A 16,816-nucleotide genomic window follows, 5' to 3' on the forward strand; every position below is an offset into this window, starting at 1 on the left:
GCCTCATATTCTGCAGCTTGCGCCGCTGGCTCGCTTTTCGGCAAGCCCTGAAAAATATTTTACGGCAGCTGACGGCTCAGCAAAAAGCCGCCCCTCCTGCTAGGCAGGAGGGGCGGCTTTTTGCTGATAAGCTGTACCGCTTACCGCTGCTGCTAGGGGCGACGGTTCACGGCGTTCAGGTCTTCGAAAGCCTGCTTGAGACGAGCTACGAAGGTCTTTTCGCCTTCGCGCAGCCACACGCGCGGATCGTAGTACTTCTTGTTCGGCGAATCGGGGCCGTTAGGGTTGCCGATCTGGCCCTGCAGGAAGCCTTCGTTCTTGACGTAGTTGTTTTTGATGCCTTCCCAGAACGCCCACTGCAGGTCGGTATCAATGTTCATCTTGATAGCTCCGTAGCTGATAGCCTCGCGGATTTCTTCCTGGCTGGAGCCGGAGCCGCCATGAAATACAAAATCAACGGGCTGCGGGCCGGTGTTGAAACGCTCCTGCACATAGAGCTGCGAGTTGTGCAGGATTTTAGGCTGCAGCTTCACGTTGCCGGGCTTGTATACGCCGTGCACGTTGCCGAAGGCTGCAGCCACCGTGAAACGGGGACTTACTTCGCTGAGCTCCTTGTAGGCATAGGCCACTTCTGAAGGCTGCGTGTAGAGCTTAGAGCTATCCACGTCGGAGTTGTCGACGCCATCTTCCTCGCCGCCGGTTACACCCAACTCGATTTCCAGCGTCATGCCGATTTTGGCCATCCGCTCCAGGTAGCGCTTGCAGACTTCAATATTCTCCTCAATCGGTTCTTCCGACAGGTCGAGCATGTGGGAGCTGTAGAGGGGCTGCCCGTACTGCGCGAAATGCTTTTCGCCGGCCGTGAGGAGGCCATCAATCCAGGGCAGCAGCTTCTTGGCGGCGTGGTCGGTGTGCAGAATCACCGGCACATCGTAGAGCTCGGCCATGGCGTGCACGTGCTGCGCTCCGGAAATGGCGCCGGCGATGCTGGCCCGCTGGTTCTCGTTCGAGGGGTACTTGCCCGCAAAGAACTGAGCCCCACCGTTAGAGAACTGAATGATAACCGGCGAATTCACCTCGTGGGCGGTTTCGAGCACGGCATTCACCGTGTTGGTGCCGGTGACGTTTACGGCTGGCAGCGCGAAGGAATGCGCCTTGGCATACTGGAAAAGGGATTGAACTTCGTCGCCGTGCAGGACACCGGCACGTAGTCCGGTAAGGGTTGGTGCAGCCATTGCGGAAAGGATAAAAATTGAGTTGTGAGCCTTCGAACTTACTCACTTTCTGCTTAGCACACCTCACCAAAACACCGTGGCAGACCGGACGAGGCGGCTGGTTTAGAGAGTGGATAGTGGTATAATTATTTGAAAGACAAAGGTTTTCTGTCGTTTAAATGCCTTCGGTTCGGACTGGTTTATAAAGTGCCAATATGTTTCGATAAGCGTTTCGATAAGTAGGAGGTTTGCTGCCGAGCGCACCGTCAGTGCCTGCTAACCGGCAGCATGGACAATGATAGCAGGGGAGAAATATTATTTTTAAACTATTGAAGTTGGGGTGTTGAATATGTGCTTTGATTATGAGGGGATTATGTATATTTCCCGTGGTGGAATATGGATTTTGGCTATCTTTGTCAAAATACTGTATTGCTCACTTTTGCGTTAGGCGTGCGTATGAAAACACTCTTTACACTCGTTTGTCTGATAGCCACTTTCTCGCTGTCGGCACCCGTTCAGGCCCAGACCAAAACCGCCGCTAAGCCGGCCGTTAAGAGCCCCGCGGCTAAAGCGCCGGCCACGGCTAAGCCTGCGGCCAAACCGCCGGTAGCCGCTACAGCTAAGCCGGTTGCCAAGCCAGCAACTGCTGCCACTAAGCCTGCTGAAGCAGCGGCTACACCTCCGGCACTGGTAACTGATAAGATGGAGCAGCCAGCCACCAACACCGGCGCGCTGAAAGTGCGGGCCGAAACCAATCCGGTGACCAAGCGCCTCACGGTCCGGACGAATGCTTCGGGCCCAACCCGCGTGGAAATCAACGGTCCGGATGGCCGCCCGGTCATCACCCGTGACCTGCTGAGCAGCAACGATGTAGCCACGCTCGATGTGAGCGGGTTGCCGGCTGGCGCCTACATCGTGCAATGCACCTCGGGTGAGCGGCACGGCATGAAGCGCGTGATGGTAGGACAATAGGCTTGAGCTTACTAGTAGAAAGCCCGCTTAGCAGTTGCCGGGCGGGCTTTTTTTATGCACAAATACCCCGTAGCCGCTTACTGCCCGGGCTGGCGGAATCAGGCAAGAACCCGGGACTACTTACTTTCGCCGGATGAGTATTCCAACGCTTTCCTATTGGGAGCATCAGACGTTTCTGCACGGCTTCGATGTCGTTGTTATAGGAGCAGGACTAGTTGGGCTGACAGCGGCGCTGCACCTGCGGCAGCTGCGCCCTGGTGCGCGCTTGCTGGTACTGGAGCGGGACACGCTGCCCAATGGAGCCAGCACGAAAAACGCCGGATTTGCCTGCTTCGGGAGCATATCGGAGTTGCTGGAGCAGGAAGCACGTGGGGGCACGGCTGCGCTGTTGCAAGTAGTACAGGCCCGCTGGGAAGGCTTGAGTGAGCTGCGGGGCCTGCTCGGCGACGAGGCCTTGCGCTACGAGCCGGTCGGCGGGTTTGAACTGTTTCGGCCTGCCGAGGCAGAGCTGGCGAAACGTTGCCGCACGGCCGTACCGTACTACAACGAGCTACTGGCATCCGTCATCGGGACACCGGCAGTATTCCGCGACGCCACGGCCCACCTGCCTGCTACCGGCTTTTCAGGAGTCGAGGTGATGCTTGAAAACACCGCCGAAGGAGCACTACATACCGGCCGCATGATGGAAGCCTTGCTGCGGCGTGCCTGGGCGGCAGGCATTGTGGTGCTGCACGGTTGTGCCGCGCAGGCCCTTGAATCAGGTTCCAACCTGGTCAATATCCAAACTTCGCTGGGGCCACTGGCTGCGCCCCAGGTTCTGCTGGCTACCAATGCCTTCAGCCGCCAGTTTTTCCCGGAGCTGGATGCGCAGCCCGGCCGTGGGCAGGTACTGGTTACGGAGCCTATAGCCGGCCTGCACCTGCCCGGCACCTTCCACTACGACAAGGGCTACACCTACTTCCGGCAGATTGACGGCCGTATTCTGCTCGGCGGTGGCCGCAACCTTAACTTTGAAGCCGAAGCTACCACCGAGCCCGGCCTGACACCGCAGGTGCAGCACTACCTGGAGCAGTTGCTGCGCGAGGTAATTCTGCCCGGCCGCGCCGTACGCATCGACTACCGCTGGAGTGGCGTTATGGCCTTCGGGAAGGAACTTGAGCCAATTGTGCGGCCATTGGCGCCGGGCGTGTTCGGGGCCTTGCGCTGCAACGGCATGGGCGTGGCGCTGGGGGCAGGCGTAGGCCGGCGGGCGGCAGAGATGCTGTGTCGGTAAGCAGGTGCTTCAGCCAGCAGGATCATACAGCAAAGACACACAACTCTTCACGTTCAGGAGGCTAAGGAAAATGCCGAATATTGTGCCGAGAATACGCGTTACGTCTGCATCACATAATTATAGCATCTCTCCCGTTTGTCTACGTTCTCTTCTTCCAGACTTGCAGTCTGCCTGGCCTTGTTTCTTTTACTGGCTCTGGCATTCTTCTCGTTCTTTTTCCGGTTGGGTAGCGCGCCCATGCAGCTCTGGGACGAGTCGCGGCTGGCCCTGAACGCGGCCCAGATGCTGAAGCACCAGCAGTGGCTTATCACGATGTACCAGGACCAGCCGGACCTGTGGAACACCAAACCTCCGCTGATGATCTGGCTGCAGGCGCTGAGCATTCAGGCGCTGGGCTACACGGAATTGGCGGTACGACTGCCAGCGGCGCTGGCGGCGCTGGCTACTACGTTGCTGTTGTTCTGGTATGGCCAGCGCTATTTGCGCGGGCCGCTACTGGGGTGGCTGGCCGCTGTCGTGTTGGTTTCGGCACCCGGCTATGTGGGCTGGCACGTAGCGCGCACCGGCGACTATGATGCCTTGCTGGTGCTCTGGACAACTGCGGGAGTACTGGCTTTCGGACGATACTTAGCCACCGAGTCGCGGTGCGCCTTGTGGCTGGCCGCAGCCGCCTTCACGCTGGCGGTATTCACAAAAGGGGTGGCGGGAGTACTGGGCTTGCCGGCCCTGGTATTGGCCGCGGCCTTCACTGACCACCTGCCTACGTTGTGGCGGCGGCGTGACGTATACCTGTGCGGACTGATAGTGATAGGTATTGTGGGCAGCTACTATGCCATTCGGGAAGCCGCCGGACCGGGGTATTTAGCTGCTGTCTGGGCTAATGAGCTAGGCGGCCGCGCCGGCGGATCGTTGGAGGGCCACCAGGAGTCTGTAGGCTGGTATACGAGCCTACTGGCAGAGTTCAAGTTTTCGTTCTGGCTGGCTTTTGCTGTAGTTGGCTTCGGCTTAGGCATTCGCCATGCCCGCACCACATCCGAATACCAGTTGGCTGTACTGTGCGGCGTCTGGGTAGGCTGGTATCTGTTGCTGCTCAGTAGCATGCAAACCAAGCTCACCTGGTACGACGCTCCCATCTATCCGGCACTGGCGCTGTTGGCGGCACTGGGCATCGGAGCCTTGGCACAGGCGGTACACACCCACTTTCAGCTTCCTGTGCTTCCGCCCGTGCTGTGGGTGTTGGGGGCGTTGCTGCTGCTTTGGGGGCCGTACGCCAACCTCATGAGCGACCTGACGACTCAGCACCGCCATCGGTTTGTAGAGGCTGAGCTGCAGTTTGGCCGGCACCTGCAACGGCAACACGCAAACCTGCCCGTCCTGACAGCCTACACCCTACTGATGCCTCCGAGCTACAATGGCAGTATGGAATGGTACGGGTTCATTGCTGAGCGAACCCGCCAGCACCAGCTTACTTACCGGCCTGCCAACGCAATAGACCAGATTGCTGCTAATGAAACGGTGGTAGTCTGTGGCAACAAGCAGCGCCAGCAGCTTGTGCAGCAGCACGCAGTAGAGGTATTGTGGCAGCAGGACTCGTGCGCTACGCTGCGCGTAATTCGTTAATAAAAAGTGGTGCTGACGCGCAAGCCTACGCTACGTCCTCGCTCTGCAGCTGCCGTTCGTAGAGCGCCCGATAAAGCCCTGCTTCTTCCTGCATCAGTGCTTCGTGGGTGCCGTGCTGCACAATCCGGCCATCGTCGAGCACCAGAATTTCGTCGGCCAGCTTCACGGAACTCACGCGGTGCGAAATGATGAGGCTGGTCCGATTGTGCATGATACGCTGCAATGCGCCCAGAATGGCGTTTTCGGTGTTGGTATCCACGGCCGACAGCGAATCGTCGAGGATCAGGATTTTGGGCTCCTTCACCAGGGCCCGCGCAATGCTCACGCGCTGCTTCTGCCCGCCCGACAGCGTAATGCCCCGTTCGCCTACTTTGGTGTCGAAGCCTTCTGGGAAGCGCATGATGTTGTCGTAGACGTTGGCATCTTTGGCAGCCTGCAGCATACGGGCCTCGTCGGCAGTATCGAGGCCGAAATTGATGTTGTTGCGGATGCTGTCCGAGAACAGAAACACGTCCTGGGGCACGTAGCCGATTTGCTCGCGCAAACTCGTTAGTGCGTAGTCGCGCACGTCTACCCCGTCGATTTTGATGGCGCCTTCGCTCACATCGAACAGGCGGCAGAGCAGCACGGCCACCGTGCTTTTGCCGGAGCCCGTATTTCCGATGACAGCCAGCGTCTGGCCCGGCCGAATGCGGAAGCTCACGTTGCGCAGCGCCTGAATGCCGGTGTCGGGGTAAGTGAAGCTGACGTTGTCGAAGACGATGTCGCCCTGAATTTCCTGCTGCACGTTCTCGCGCGACACGATGTCGGTTTTCTGGTCCAGGAACTCGTTGATGCGGGCCTGCGAGGCTTCGGCGCGCTGCACGAGGCTGCTGGTCCAGCCCAGCGCCGTCACGGGCCAGGTGAGCAGGTTCACGTAAATCAGGAACTCGGCAATGCTGCCCGTAGTGATGGTGCCCCGGATAACCTCCTGCCCGCCCAGCCACACTGTGACGATGGTGCTCAAGCCTACCAGAAACAGAATCAGCGGGAAAAACAACGAGTTCACGAAGTTCAGGCTCAGTGACTTGTCCTTGTAGTGCTCCGAGGCAATGGCAAACTGCCGGTGCGAGTCTTCTTCGCGCACAAACGACTTCAGTACCCGGATGCCCGAAAACGCCTCCTGCACGAAGGTGGTCATGGAAGCCAAAGAGCGTTGGATTTCGTCGGATTTACGCTCAATCAGCGTGTTGACGTAGAAGATGCTCACGCTCAGCACCGGCAGCGGCAGCAGCGTGTAGAGCGTCAGCTTCACGTTCACCATCAGCATCAGCGGCACGATGAGCACGAACAGAATCACGAGCTGCATAAAATACATCAGCGCGGGCCCGATGTACATGCGCACCCGCCCCACGTCCTCCGAAATGCGCGACATCAGGTCGCCGGTGCTGTGGCGGCGGTAGAAGGCCAGCGGCAGGCTCTGGTAGTGCTGGTAGATTTCGTTTTTCTGGTCGTTTTCCACGTGTCGGCTCATCACGATAAGCGTCTGGCGCATGAAGAACAGAAATACGCCCCGCAGCAGCGCCAGCACAATAATGAGGGTGCCATACAGCAACACGTTGCGCCCGAACAGCGAATACACCTCACTCTGGGCCGCGGTGCCCGCAAACAGATGGTACAGGCCGATGCCCTCACTCACCAAATCGAAGGCGTAGCGCACTATCTGGGCCGGGAAAATGGCCAGCAGCGTGCTCAAAGCCACGAACAGCACGCCACCGAGGAAGTGCCATTTATAGCGAAACAGGTATTTATTGGTAGCGGAAAGTGCGCGCACGGCAGAAGGGAATAGAAGCCGGAAGTCATACGGCCTGTCCGTCGCGAAGATAGCGCCGCCAATGGCCGTAACCGGAAATTGGGTTACTTTTGCACCCGAATTGAGGTGTGTGTCACGGAGCGGGGCTTTGTGCCGGACTAGCAATAGCCGGTTTTGAGCCATTCAACGTAAACGCTGTGCCGCGCCGCCGCGCACTCCTCAAAGATACAACACGCAAGTACCGCTCTGTTCCTTCCCCCAAAATTCCCCCACCCTCATTTTCTCCATCGCCATGGTTGAAATCCAAGAAATGACCGACACGTCGGTTTTCGGTCAGATTGCTGAGCACCAGCACGAGCAGGTAGTATTCTGCCACGACCACGAAACTGGTCTGCGCGCCATCATCGGCATCCACAACACGGTGCTGGGCCCGGCTCTGGGTGGCACGCGCATGTGGCACTACGCCTCCGACATGGAAGCTCTGAACGACGTGCTGCGCCTCTCGCGCGGCATGACTTACAAAGCCGCCATTTCGGGCCTCAACCTGGGTGGTGGCAAAGCCGTCATCATCGGCGACCAGACTATGAAGACCGAGGCGCTGCTGCGCAAGTTTGGCCGCTTCGTGAAAAACCTCAACGGCAAGTACATCACGGCCGAAGATGTAAACATGACCACCAAGGACATGGAGTACATCCGGATGGAAACCAAGCACGTTGCGGGTCTGCCCGAAAGCATGGGTGGCTCCGGCGACCCGTCGCCCGTAACGGCTTTCGGTACTTATATGGGGATGAAAGCCGCCGCCAAAAAGGCCTTCGGTTCTGATTCGCTGGCTGGCAAGCGCATTGCGGTGCAGGGCGTGGGCCACGTGGGTACCTACCTGCTGGAGTATCTGCAGAAAGAAGGCGCTCAGTTGGTAGTGACCGACTACTACGAAGACCGTGCGCTGGAAGCCGCTGCCCGCTTCGGTGCCCGCGCTGTGGGTCTCGACGAAATCTACGACCAAGAGGTGGACATCTATTCGCCCTGCGCGCTTGGTGCGACCATCAACGATAACACGATTGACCGGCTGAAGTGCCGCGTTATTGCCGGCTGTGCCAACAACCAGCTCAAGAGCGAAAACGTGCACGGACCGGCTCTGGTGGAGCGCGGCATCGTGTACGCCCCCGACTTCCTCATCAATGCTGGTGGCCTCATCAACGTGTACTCGGAAGTAGTGGGCGGCAGCCGCCAAACGGCCCTCACCCAGACCGAAAAGATTTACGACTACACCACGCAGGTGCTCAACAAAGCCGAGCAGGAGCAGAGCCATCCGCAAGCCGCCGCCATCCGGCAGGCTGAGGAGCGCATTGCCTCGCTGGGCAAAGTCAAATCCACTTATTAATTCCTGATTGTTGATTGCGGATAGTTGATTGTTGGTAGGCTCCCGGCTTCCGGCAACCAGAATCAATCAACTATCCGCAATCAACAATCAACCCGACAACTCATGCTCAACCGTCGCACGCTCCGCATCAAGGTCATGCAGGCCCTCTACGCCTACCATCAGGCAGTTGCGTCTGATTTTTCGCTGGCTAATGACCAGATTGCGGATGCTTTTGCGCCCGATCTTACCTCACCGGAGCCGCAGGACCGCCGCAAACTGCAAGGGCAGCGCAAGCTGGCCGAAGTAGTGCTGAAGGAGTGGTACAAGAGCGGCGAAGAGCCTGAAAAAGGCGACGATGCCGACGTGTACGGTGCCGTGCAGGATGCCATCAAATACTACCAGAAGGCGGTTGCCAAGGACGCCAACTTCTACGGCGGCCAGATGATTCATGCTGCCGAGAGCATCCACGACCAATACCTGCACCTGCTCAATATCCCGGAAGCGCTGCTGCAGGTAATTGAGGAAGACAAGGCCCGCGCGGCCCGCAAGCACATTGCGTCGGCTGAGCCGCAGCTGGATACCACTCGTCTGGAAGAAAACCAAGCAATTCAGAAGCTCATCAGCAACACGCAGCTGCAGGCCCTCACCATTCGTCGCTCCCAGCAATGGCATGGCGAGGAGGAGATGGAGGCGGTGCGTGGCGCCTGGCGCAACGAAATGCGGCAGGACCCGGAAATAATCAGCTATCTGGCGGCTCCGGCCGGCAACTACGCCGAGGACCAGGAAATGCTGAAGCACCTCTTCAAGTCCTACGTGTTCAAGGGCGAAAGCCTGCCGCGTTACATCGAGGAAGACGACCTGAACTGGGAAGAAAACCGGTCCATTGTCAAGAACCTGGTGCTGAAGACGGTGAAGATGCTCGATGAAGCCGCAACAGAGGAGCTGGAGCTAATGTCGCTGTCGGCGAACTGGACGGAGGACAAGGAGTTTGCGGAAAGCCTGTACAAGCAAACCCTGGCCGACGACGAGAAATACGAGAAGCTGATTGCCGAGTCGGTGCAGAACTGGGACGTGGAGCGTGTTGCCCTCACCGACAAGATTCTGCTGAAGATGGCCCTCTGCGAGATGCACCTGTTCCGGGGCATTCCGGTGAAAGTGACCATCAACGAGTATATCGAAATCAGCAAAATCTACAGCACTCCCAAGAGCAAGCAGTTTGTGAACGGGATTCTGGATAAATTGGCCCAGGATCTGACGGCCAGCGGCGCCATTCGCAAATCGGGCCGCGGCCTCTTGGACAACCAATAGCCCCTGGGCCGGGCAACCTCGTAGGGGGCTGCTTCGTCTATTAAGGTGTTGTTTTCTCTCTTCCCACCACGCCACGTTTCCAATTTTATGGGTAGCAAAACCACTACCGGTATTCTGTGCTTCGCGGGCGGTGCCCTCACCGGGGCCGTCATCGGACTTCTGTACGCACCTGAGAAAGGCCGCGAAACCCGCAGCTGGCTGAGCTATCAGCTGGAAAAATACCGCGAGACGCTGGCCGACCTCACTGAGAACCTTGTTACGAGCCGCGCCGACCAAAGCCCCAGCTCTGCCAAGAGCGAAGGCCAGCGCGTGATTCAGGATGCCAAAAGCAAGGCCGAGCAGCTGCTCGGCGACGTTGATCAGCTCATCAACCAGATCAACTCCCGCAAAGGCAGTTGAGAATGACGCCAGTGACCGAAATGTGCTGATGCGCTGATTTGCAGGAGGCTTACTCCCACTCTGCAAACGGCACATCGGCACATTTTTCATGTGCGGCACATTCTGGCGTGGTACCTTTGCGGCAACATAGCCGGCCGGTTGGGTCGGCTTCCCCATCTCCCCATCCCTCATTCATTACTTGATGCATCTCATCACTCTCATCCCCGGCGACGGCATTGGGCCGGAAATCACGAAAGCTGTAACCGACATTTTCGCTGCCGCCAAGGTGCCTGTGCAATGGGAAGAGCAGAACGCCGGCCAGACGACCTTCGACCAATCGGGCGAGTTGATTCCGCAGGCCTTGCTGACGTCGCTGGAGAAAAACCGCGTGGCCCTGAAAGGCCCCATCACGACGCCGGTAGGCAAAGGCTTCCGCAGCATCAACGTGACGCTGCGCCAGAAGTACGACCTGTACCAGAACGTGCGCCCTTCCAAAACCACCGACGGTATCAAGACGCGCTACGAAGGCATTGACTTGGTCCTGTTCCGCGAGAATACCGAAGGCCTGTACTCGGGTCTGGAAGTGTACGATGAGCGGCTGGGCATTGCCGACTCGTTCAACCGTATTACCAAAGAAGGCTCGCGCAAAATCTGCCGCGCCGCCTTTGCCTACGCCGATAAGCACGGCCGCAAGAAGGTAACGCTGGCTCACAAAGCCAACATCCTGAAAATGGCCGGCACCCTGATGCTGAACGCCTGCAAGGAAGCCAGCAACGAGTTTCCGCACATCGTGTTCGAGGACAAAATCATCGACAACATGTGCATGCAGCTCGTGAACAAGCCCGAGCAGTTTGATGTGGTCGTAACCACCAATCTGTTCGGCGACATCCTGTCGGACCTGTGCGCGGGCCTCGTGGGCGGTCTGGGTGTAGTAGCTGGCGCCAACATCGGCGACGATATGGCCATTTTTGAGGCCGTACACGGCTCGGCCCCGGACATTGCCGGCCAAGGCAAAGCAAACCCTACGGCGCTGCTCCGTTCGGGTCTGATGATGCTCCATCACCTCGGTGAGCACACTTATGCCGACCAGATTGAGAAGGCGCTGGAAAAGACGCTCAAAGACAAAGACAAGTGCACCGGCGACCTGGGCGGCAAAGCCACTACTACTGAGTTTGCCCAAGCAATTATTGCTAATTTGCAGAATGCATAGGCAGCTGCCTATGCCCACATTTTTCTTCGCATGAAACGTATTCTTTTTCCTTCTTTCCTGCTTGCCGGTGCTTTGCTGGCAGGCGCCTGTTCCAACGATAAGACGGCCGAAGTCGGTACGGAGGGCATGAACGCCGCCGCTACGGAAGCCGCTGCCAACCCGACCGTTGACAACCCCAACGTGACGGCCGAAACGGAAGTAGCCAACCCCAACGCGCCGGTAATGACCTTCGCCAAAACCGAGCACGACTTCGGCGACATCAAGCCCGGCGCTGTGGTAAAGCACACGTTTGAGTTTACGAACACCGGCAAAACGCCGCTGCTCATCGAGAATGCGCAGGCTTCGTGTGGTTGCACCACGCCTTCCTGGACCAAGGAGCCCGTGCAGCCGGGTGGCAAAGGCACGATTGAAGTGCAGTTCGACAGCCACGGTAAATCGGGTATCCAGAACAAGCAGGTGGCCGTGCGTGCCAACACCACGCCTAGCATCAACCAGATTTCCATCAAGACCAACATCCTGCCCGATGGCGAGCAGGGCCCCGTTCGTCAGTAGAACATAGCAGGCAACTCAGCATGAGGTGAAGCAAGGTTCTGGTTATCAAGGAGCCCTGTTTCACCTCATTGCCGTTTTCTGTTTTCCGGCTATCGTATTGCCTAATTGACCCTTCTCATGTTTGCTACTCTTCTCCTGCAGGCAGCTGCGCCTTCTTCCGCCAACAGCTTCATGTCCTACCTGTTTCCGGTAGCCATTGCCGTAGTGCTTTACTTCTTCATGATCCGGCCCCAGCAGCGCAAAGTAGCCGAGGCCAAGAAGTTTCGCGAATCCATTGTGAAAGGCGCTACCGTGGTTACGATTGGGGGCCTGCACGGCAAAGTGCTTGACCTCACCGACGAAACGGTTATTATTGAGGTAGACCGGGGAACCAAGCTCAAGTTTGACCGCTCGGCTATTTCCCGCGAAGTGAAACCCGCCAAAGCTGTCGAAACGCCGCCAGTGGCCTAATCCAGCCCTGTTTGTATGCCCCTCGCTCGTTCTGCCCGTATGCTGCGCTGGTTCTTCAGCCCGTTCTACGGGCAGGAGCGTAGCTATTGGCGGGCCGTAACGGCATGCTTTCTGGCGGCCAGCACCTTCTGGCTGCTGAACGCCCTGAACAAGACGTATACCACCCGCATCACATATCCGCTGGCTTGGCGCTACGATGTATCGCGCTACGTGCCCGTGAAGCCCCTGCCGACGGAAGTAGCCGTGAACGTAACCAGCCGTGGCTGGAAGCTGCTGCGCAAGCAGCTGATGCTGGACGTGAAGCCGGCTGAAATAACCCTGTACGCGTTGCCCAACACGCGCTACGTGACAGGCATGGCTGTGCGGCCGGCTCTGCAGGCAGCTATGGAGGGACTACAGTTCAATTACCTGATTTCGGACACGCTCTGGGTGGAGTTTGACCGGCTGGTGAGCCGCCGCCTTACGCTGGCCCTCAGCCCGGCTGCCGATGGCTCGGCGCTGCCCTTTGCGGCGCGCTTTATGCCGGCGCAGGTGCTGTTTCAGGGGCCGGCCAGGCAGGTAGAGGCGCTGGCCAACCCGTATCCGGTGCATCTGCCGCAGGCACCCGCCGGCAGCAGCAACGGCGACCTGAGCGTCCCGATTGGGGGGCCGGAGCTGGTGCAAACCAATGTGCAGGAAGTGCGGGTGCGCCTGCAGCCTCGTCCGCTGGTGAGCATTGCACTGGATGTGCTGCCGGAGCTGGCGGGCTTTCCGCCCGGCCGCGAATACCGACTGACCCCGGCTACGGTACGCGTGCGGCTGCAATGTTTTCCCGAAGATAGTGCCCGCCTCGACCGTAGCCAGGTGCGCGTGCAGCTGCATTACGGTCAGTTTTTCGGGCCTGACTCCAGCCTGCAGCCGGTGCTGGCGCAGGTGCCTGAGGTGGTGCGCGGCCGCCGCGTTATCACAAAGCTGGTGCGCATTGCCACGGTTCCCGCAGACTAGCGGCACCCCGCTTGGCCTTCGCCTGCTTCTATCCACTTACTCAGTTCTCACAGTAGCGTATGCGGCGGATCGGAATTACGGGCGGTATCGGCTCGGGAAAAAGCGTGGTCTGCCGGCTGTTCCAGGTGCTGGGCGTGCCCGTCTACGATTCCGATTTCCGGGCCAAGTGGGTGATGGTGAACGATGCGCAGCTCCGTGATGAACTGTTGGCTGCTTTCGGCCCGGAAACGTTTGACGACACCGGCCAGCTCAACCGCGCCCACATCAGCCGCCTCGCCTTCTCCGATCCGGCGCAGCTGGCCCGCCTCAATGCGTTGGTGCACCCCGCCGTCGGCCGTGATTTTGCGCTGTGGTCGGCAGACTGTGCGGCGCAGGGCCACGCCTACATTCTGAAAGAAGCGGCCTTGCTCTACGAATCGGGGGCTTACCGTCAGCTGGACCAGATTATCACGGTGTTTGCGCCGCTGGAAGTCCGGCAGGCGCGCGTGCTGCACCGCGACCCGCACCGCACCGCCGACGATGTGCTGGCTATTATCGGCAAGCAGATGAGTGAGGAGGAGAAGATGCAGCGCGCCGACCACCTCATCCGCAACGACGACCAGCACCTGCTGATTCCGCAGGTGCTACGGCTGCACGAGCAGTTTGGTCGGTAAGTAGTGAAGGGGCAAAATAAAACTGTCATCCTGAGCAACGCGAAGGACCTTCTCACGCTGCAACAACTTGTTCTGGCGTGGGAGGGTCCTTCGCGTTGCTCAGGATGACAGCCTTGGCTATTCGTTATCTGAAGCTTACCGGATAATAGGGCTGCGCTCGAAGGGCCGCTGCCGGTCGAAAAGGTAGCGGTACGTGACGTGCGTTTTGTAGATGCGGGCGCCAATGGAACGGGTCAGGGCGAGCATCCGGGGGTTGAAGTCGCCTATCCAGTTCATTTCGATTTCGGTGTAGCCAGCACGCATAAACTCGGCACGGGCGTGTACCATCATGGCACTTTCCACGCCTTTGCCCTGCCACTCCGGCACCACGCCAAAAATAACTCCGAACAGTTTTTTATCGGTTCGCTGCTCGTAGCGGCGCTTCTGCCACAGAAAGCGGAGCTTGTTCCAGAGGTTGAAATTGCGGCCCACCTGCTTAAAAATCTGGTTCAGCTCGGGCAGACTCACGAAGAAAGCCACCGGCTCTTCGTTGTGATAGGCAAACCAGAGTAGCCGCTCATCTAGCACGGGCTTCATCTGGCGCACCAGTTCGTGGGCTTTTTCCAGCGGCATGGCCGCAATGCCGCTGTGGTTGGCCCATGCTAGGTTGTACACGTGGTGAAAGTCGCGGGCCAGCTTGTCAGGGTCGCGCTTGCTGGCGTGCCGGAACTGGAAGGTCGGGTATTGCTCGGCATAGCGCACGGCGGCGGCGCTGAACGCCTGATGCAGCGGCATGGCTACTTCGCGGTAGCAGGTATACTGCTTGAAATACACCTGAAACCCGTAGCCTTCAAACAGCTGCTGATAGTAGGGCGGGTGGTAGAACATGCCATAGTTGGGCTCCGTGAAGCCCGCAACCAGCAGCCCCCAGTATCGGTCCCGCTCCCCAAAGTTGATGGGGCCATCCATGGCCGCCATGCCGCGCGCCGCCAGCCAGGTCTGGCTGGCTTCAAACAGTGTGTTGGCCGCCGTCTGGTCATCAATACACTCGAAAAAGCCCATGCCGCCGGTGGGCAGCGTGGCATCAGCGTGAGCGGTCTGCTGATTTACGAAGGCGGCTACCCGGCCAATTACTTCGCCGGCATCATCGGTTAGAATCCAGCGGATAGCTTCGCCGTGCTTGAAATTGACGTTTTTCTCAGGGTCGAAAACGGCTTCCAGCTCGTGGTCGAGCGGTGGAATCCAGTTGGGATGCTCCCGGTAGATTCGCTCCGCCAGGTCGCGGAACTGACGGGCACGGGTAGAGTCGGTGACTTCGAGCAGAGGCATAGCAGGTGCTGTTGGGTAGAGGCTAAGGAACTGCCCGCCGATAAGCAGAGACTGGCGGACACGGGCCCGAAGGTAAGAACAGACTTACGGACGACGGAAAACGGACAGCACCTTGACACCTCCGGCCTGGATGGCATGCACTTCCGTTCCCAGCGAATCGAGGTAGGACTGCGGGTGCCAGCGGTAGCCGGCCAGGTAGTAGCGGGCCGTGCCGCCGGGCGTATACCGGATGCGGGCCCGGTCCTGCGGCGGTAGAATCAGGGAGTTGTTGTAGAGTGGATAGTGCCAGAACACGTTGACCGTCAGGGTCGGCGACGAATCGTGAGCCAGGATCCACTCCAGCCCCTGGCGGTAGCCCAGGCCCCAGTAGTCACGCTCGAAAAGCTGCTCGGCCACTTCGCCCGGCAGAAAGCTGAAATACACATTCTGATGCGGGTGCATCTGCACGATACGGATGGCAGTGTGGCCCGTTTCGAGCGCGCCCAGCCCGATGGCCAGCCGGGCGGTGGTGCGGCGCCAGCCGGTTTGCCTGCTTAGCTGCGCCAGCTGCCGGATGCCCTGCACTGCCCAGAGCAACAGCGCCGGATAGATAAAGTACAGGTGCCGCCAGCCTTCATACACCACCGTATGCGTCAGCATCACTACCAGCATCGGACCCAGCAGCCAAAGCAGCAGCAGCACACCCGTACGGCCCGCGGGAGTGCGCAGGGCCGCCCGCCCGCGCAACCAGCCGTACCGTAGCGCGGCGCCTATGCCGGCCACTGCTGCCAGCGAGAACGGCAGCGGAATCGTGATGCCCATCCAGACCGGAATGTAGTGCCACGGCAGCTCGCCCACCAACAGAAACCGGCCCATGTAGAAGTTGGTGAAGCCCCACGGGTAGCGCACGGCGTGCGAACTAACCTCCAGCAGCTCCGGCAGCGAATGGGCCCACAGGTAGGGCCAGCCGGCCAGCACGCCCACCACGGTAGCCCCAGCGTAGGCCAGCGCCACCTGCAGCAGCTGCCGAGCCGGAAGTGGCTCCGTGCCCCACCGCTTTTCCAGCCACAGCCCCACCACCGTAAACAGCGCCAACTGCAGCCCCTGCACCCGGATGTCCATGGCCAGCGCTGTAGCCAAGCCGTGCACCAGCGCCCGGGCTACAGTAGGCCGCTGGCACAGGCGCAGCAACGTGAGCATGGCCAGCGTGAAAAAGGCCATGTACACAATGTCCTTTCCATTGTAGAAGCCCTCGGCAAAAAACCTGGGCGAAAGCACCAGCAGCCCGGCCCCAAGCAGCCCCCAGCGCCAGTCGCGCAGCCAGTGGCTCCCCAGCCGGTACAGCGCCCAGGCTCCTGTAGTGAAGATGCTGAATATCAGAAAGTGGCGCAGCAGGAAATAGGAGCGGGAATCGTGGTCGGTGAGCAGGTAGCTCAACACCACGGCGCTCATTTCGAACAGCGGCCCGTGATGGGCATCCGGGAAATCCAGGATATCAGGCGTGGTGGCAAACGTAGGGTGACTCTGAATTGGGTGCGTGGCAGGCAGCAGTCTGGACGCAATGAACTTGAGGTTGACCAGCCCATTGAGGTGGTTGTTCGTCTCGTCCCACGATACGCCGTAGTCACGGTGCAGCCAGGCACCCAGCAGCAGCAGAACCCCGAAAAAAATGCCCGTGCTCAGCCGGCGGGCGCTACTGGCAAGAAGCATAGAAATGGACTGTGCATTAAAAGCGGATAAGTGGTCAGCAAGTCAGCCACGAA

At 59.1% G+C, this 16,816-nt stretch carries 15 protein-coding genes; 11 read left to right on the top strand and 4 right to left on the bottom strand.

Annotated elements, in window-relative coordinates:
* Positions 1–152: 152 nt before the first annotated feature.
* On the bottom strand, positions 153–1,235 hold the full coding sequence (fbaA, locus tag IC231_RS00805; RefSeq protein ID WP_190782729.1) for a class II fructose-bisphosphate aldolase: 1,083 nt from the start codon (positions 1,233–1,235) through the stop codon (positions 153–155).
* Between the two features lie 435 nt (positions 1,236–1,670).
* Between fbaA and IC231_RS00810 the strand changes: the two genes are divergently transcribed.
* The 3 genes from IC231_RS00810 (at position 1,671) to IC231_RS00820 (ending at position 5,079) form a co-directional block, all read left to right on the top strand.
* The gene (locus tag IC231_RS00810; RefSeq protein WP_190782730.1) at positions 1,671–2,186 is read left to right on the top strand and encodes a T9SS type A sorting domain-containing protein; all 516 of its coding nucleotides are present in this window, start codon (positions 1,671–1,673) and stop codon (positions 2,184–2,186) included.
* A 133-nt stretch (positions 2,187–2,319) separates the two neighbouring features.
* The gene (locus IC231_RS00815) at positions 2,320–3,459 is read left to right on the top strand and encodes an NAD(P)/FAD-dependent oxidoreductase (protein ID WP_190782731.1); all 1,140 of its coding nucleotides are present in this window, start codon (positions 2,320–2,322) and stop codon (positions 3,457–3,459) included.
* 177 nt (positions 3,460–3,636) lie between these two features.
* Positions 3,637–5,079: an ArnT family glycosyltransferase gene (locus IC231_RS00820; protein WP_190782732.1), complete on the top strand. Its 1,443-nt coding sequence runs from the start codon at positions 3,637–3,639 to the stop codon at positions 5,077–5,079.
* A 25-nt stretch (positions 5,080–5,104) separates the two neighbouring features.
* Here IC231_RS00820 and IC231_RS00825 read toward each other — a convergent pair whose 3' ends face one another.
* Complete coding sequence (locus IC231_RS00825) at positions 5,105–6,892, bottom strand: ABC transporter ATP-binding protein (protein ID WP_190782733.1); 1,788 nt, start codon at positions 6,890–6,892, stop codon at positions 5,105–5,107.
* 271 nt (positions 6,893–7,163) lie between these two features.
* On the opposite strand from IC231_RS00825, the gene IC231_RS00830 reads away from it, so the two are divergent.
* The 8 genes from IC231_RS00830 to coaE all read left to right on the top strand — a co-directional run bounded on the left by IC231_RS00830 (position 7,164) and on the right by coaE (position 13,766).
* On the top strand, positions 7,164–8,252 hold the full coding sequence (locus tag IC231_RS00830; protein ID WP_317173242.1) for a Glu/Leu/Phe/Val dehydrogenase dimerization domain-containing protein: 1,089 nt from the start codon (positions 7,164–7,166) through the stop codon (positions 8,250–8,252).
* Between the two features lie 102 nt (positions 8,253–8,354).
* Positions 8,355–9,539: a transcription antitermination factor NusB gene (gene nusB / locus IC231_RS00835; protein WP_190782734.1), complete on the top strand. Its 1,185-nt coding sequence runs from the start codon at positions 8,355–8,357 to the stop codon at positions 9,537–9,539.
* Positions 9,540–9,626: 87 nt separating this feature from the next.
* Positions 9,627–9,938 carry a YtxH domain-containing protein gene (locus tag IC231_RS00840; protein ID WP_073281000.1) on the top strand — a complete coding sequence of 104 codons (312 nt, stop codon included), beginning with the start codon at positions 9,627–9,629 and terminating at the stop codon, positions 9,936–9,938.
* A gap of 181 nt (positions 9,939–10,119) precedes the next feature.
* Entirely contained in the window at positions 10,120–11,127 is a 1,008-nt protein-coding gene (locus IC231_RS00845; protein ID WP_190782735.1) for an isocitrate/isopropylmalate dehydrogenase family protein, read from the top strand.
* A gap of 30 nt (positions 11,128–11,157) precedes the next feature.
* Positions 11,158–11,679: a DUF1573 domain-containing protein gene (locus tag IC231_RS00850; RefSeq protein WP_190782736.1), complete on the top strand. Its 522-nt coding sequence runs from the start codon at positions 11,158–11,160 to the stop codon at positions 11,677–11,679.
* A 117-nt stretch (positions 11,680–11,796) separates the two neighbouring features.
* Positions 11,797–12,129 carry a preprotein translocase subunit YajC gene (yajC, locus tag IC231_RS00855; RefSeq protein ID WP_190782737.1) on the top strand — a complete coding sequence of 111 codons (333 nt, stop codon included), beginning with the start codon at positions 11,797–11,799 and terminating at the stop codon, positions 12,127–12,129.
* 15 nt (positions 12,130–12,144) lie between these two features.
* A complete protein-coding gene (locus tag IC231_RS00860; protein ID WP_190782738.1) occupies positions 12,145–13,113 on the top strand; it encodes a hypothetical protein in 969 nt (322 codons plus the stop codon).
* A 59-nt stretch (positions 13,114–13,172) separates the two neighbouring features.
* A complete protein-coding gene (coaE, locus tag IC231_RS00865; RefSeq protein ID WP_190782739.1) occupies positions 13,173–13,766 on the top strand; it encodes a dephospho-CoA kinase in 594 nt (197 codons plus the stop codon).
* A 135-nt stretch (positions 13,767–13,901) separates the two neighbouring features.
* Here coaE and IC231_RS00870 read toward each other — a convergent pair whose 3' ends face one another.
* Positions 13,902–15,074 (bottom strand): GNAT family N-acetyltransferase, encoded by a 1,173-nt coding sequence (locus tag IC231_RS00870; protein ID WP_190782740.1) that lies wholly within the window; start codon positions 15,072–15,074, stop codon positions 13,902–13,904.
* Positions 15,075–15,158: 84 nt separating this feature from the next.
* The gene (locus IC231_RS00875) at positions 15,159–16,763 is read right to left on the bottom strand and encodes a hypothetical protein (RefSeq protein ID WP_190782741.1); all 1,605 of its coding nucleotides are present in this window, start codon (positions 16,761–16,763) and stop codon (positions 15,159–15,161) included.
* Positions 16,764–16,816: the final 53 nt, after the last annotated feature.

The organism is Hymenobacter duratus, assembly GCF_014698995.1.
Taxonomy (GTDB): Bacteria; Bacteroidota; Bacteroidia; order Cytophagales; family Hymenobacteraceae; genus Hymenobacter; species Hymenobacter duratus.

What these genes read in the sequence shown, in the direction of transcription:
- fbaA (WP_190782729.1), bottom strand. Translation starts at nt 1,235, where the DNA reads ATGGCTGCACCAACCCTTACCGGACTACGTGCCGGTGTCCTGCACGGC.
- IC231_RS00810 (WP_190782730.1), top strand. Translation starts at nt 1,671, where the DNA reads ATGAAAACACTCTTTACACTCGTTTGTCTGATAGCCACTTTCTCGCTG.
- IC231_RS00815 (WP_190782731.1), top strand. Translation starts at nt 2,320, where the DNA reads ATGAGTATTCCAACGCTTTCCTATTGGGAGCATCAGACGTTTCTGCAC.
- IC231_RS00830 (WP_317173242.1), top strand. Translation starts at nt 7,164, where the DNA reads ATGGTTGAAATCCAAGAAATGACCGACACGTCGGTTTTCGGTCAGATT.
- nusB (WP_190782734.1), top strand. Translation starts at nt 8,355, where the DNA reads ATGCTCAACCGTCGCACGCTCCGCATCAAGGTCATGCAGGCCCTCTAC.
- IC231_RS00840 (WP_073281000.1), top strand. Translation starts at nt 9,627, where the DNA reads ATGGGTAGCAAAACCACTACCGGTATTCTGTGCTTCGCGGGCGGTGCC.
- IC231_RS00845 (WP_190782735.1), top strand. Translation starts at nt 10,120, where the DNA reads ATGCATCTCATCACTCTCATCCCCGGCGACGGCATTGGGCCGGAAATC.
- IC231_RS00850 (WP_190782736.1), top strand. Translation starts at nt 11,158, where the DNA reads ATGAAACGTATTCTTTTTCCTTCTTTCCTGCTTGCCGGTGCTTTGCTG.
- yajC (WP_190782737.1), top strand. Translation starts at nt 11,797, where the DNA reads ATGTTTGCTACTCTTCTCCTGCAGGCAGCTGCGCCTTCTTCCGCCAAC.
- IC231_RS00860 (WP_190782738.1), top strand. Translation starts at nt 12,145, where the DNA reads ATGCCCCTCGCTCGTTCTGCCCGTATGCTGCGCTGGTTCTTCAGCCCG.
- coaE (WP_190782739.1), top strand. Translation starts at nt 13,173, where the DNA reads ATGCGGCGGATCGGAATTACGGGCGGTATCGGCTCGGGAAAAAGCGTG.
- IC231_RS00870 (WP_190782740.1), bottom strand. Translation starts at nt 15,074, where the DNA reads ATGCCTCTGCTCGAAGTCACCGACTCTACCCGTGCCCGTCAGTTCCGC.
- IC231_RS00875 (WP_190782741.1), bottom strand. Translation starts at nt 16,763, where the DNA reads ATGCTTCTTGCCAGTAGCGCCCGCCGGCTGAGCACGGGCATTTTTTTC.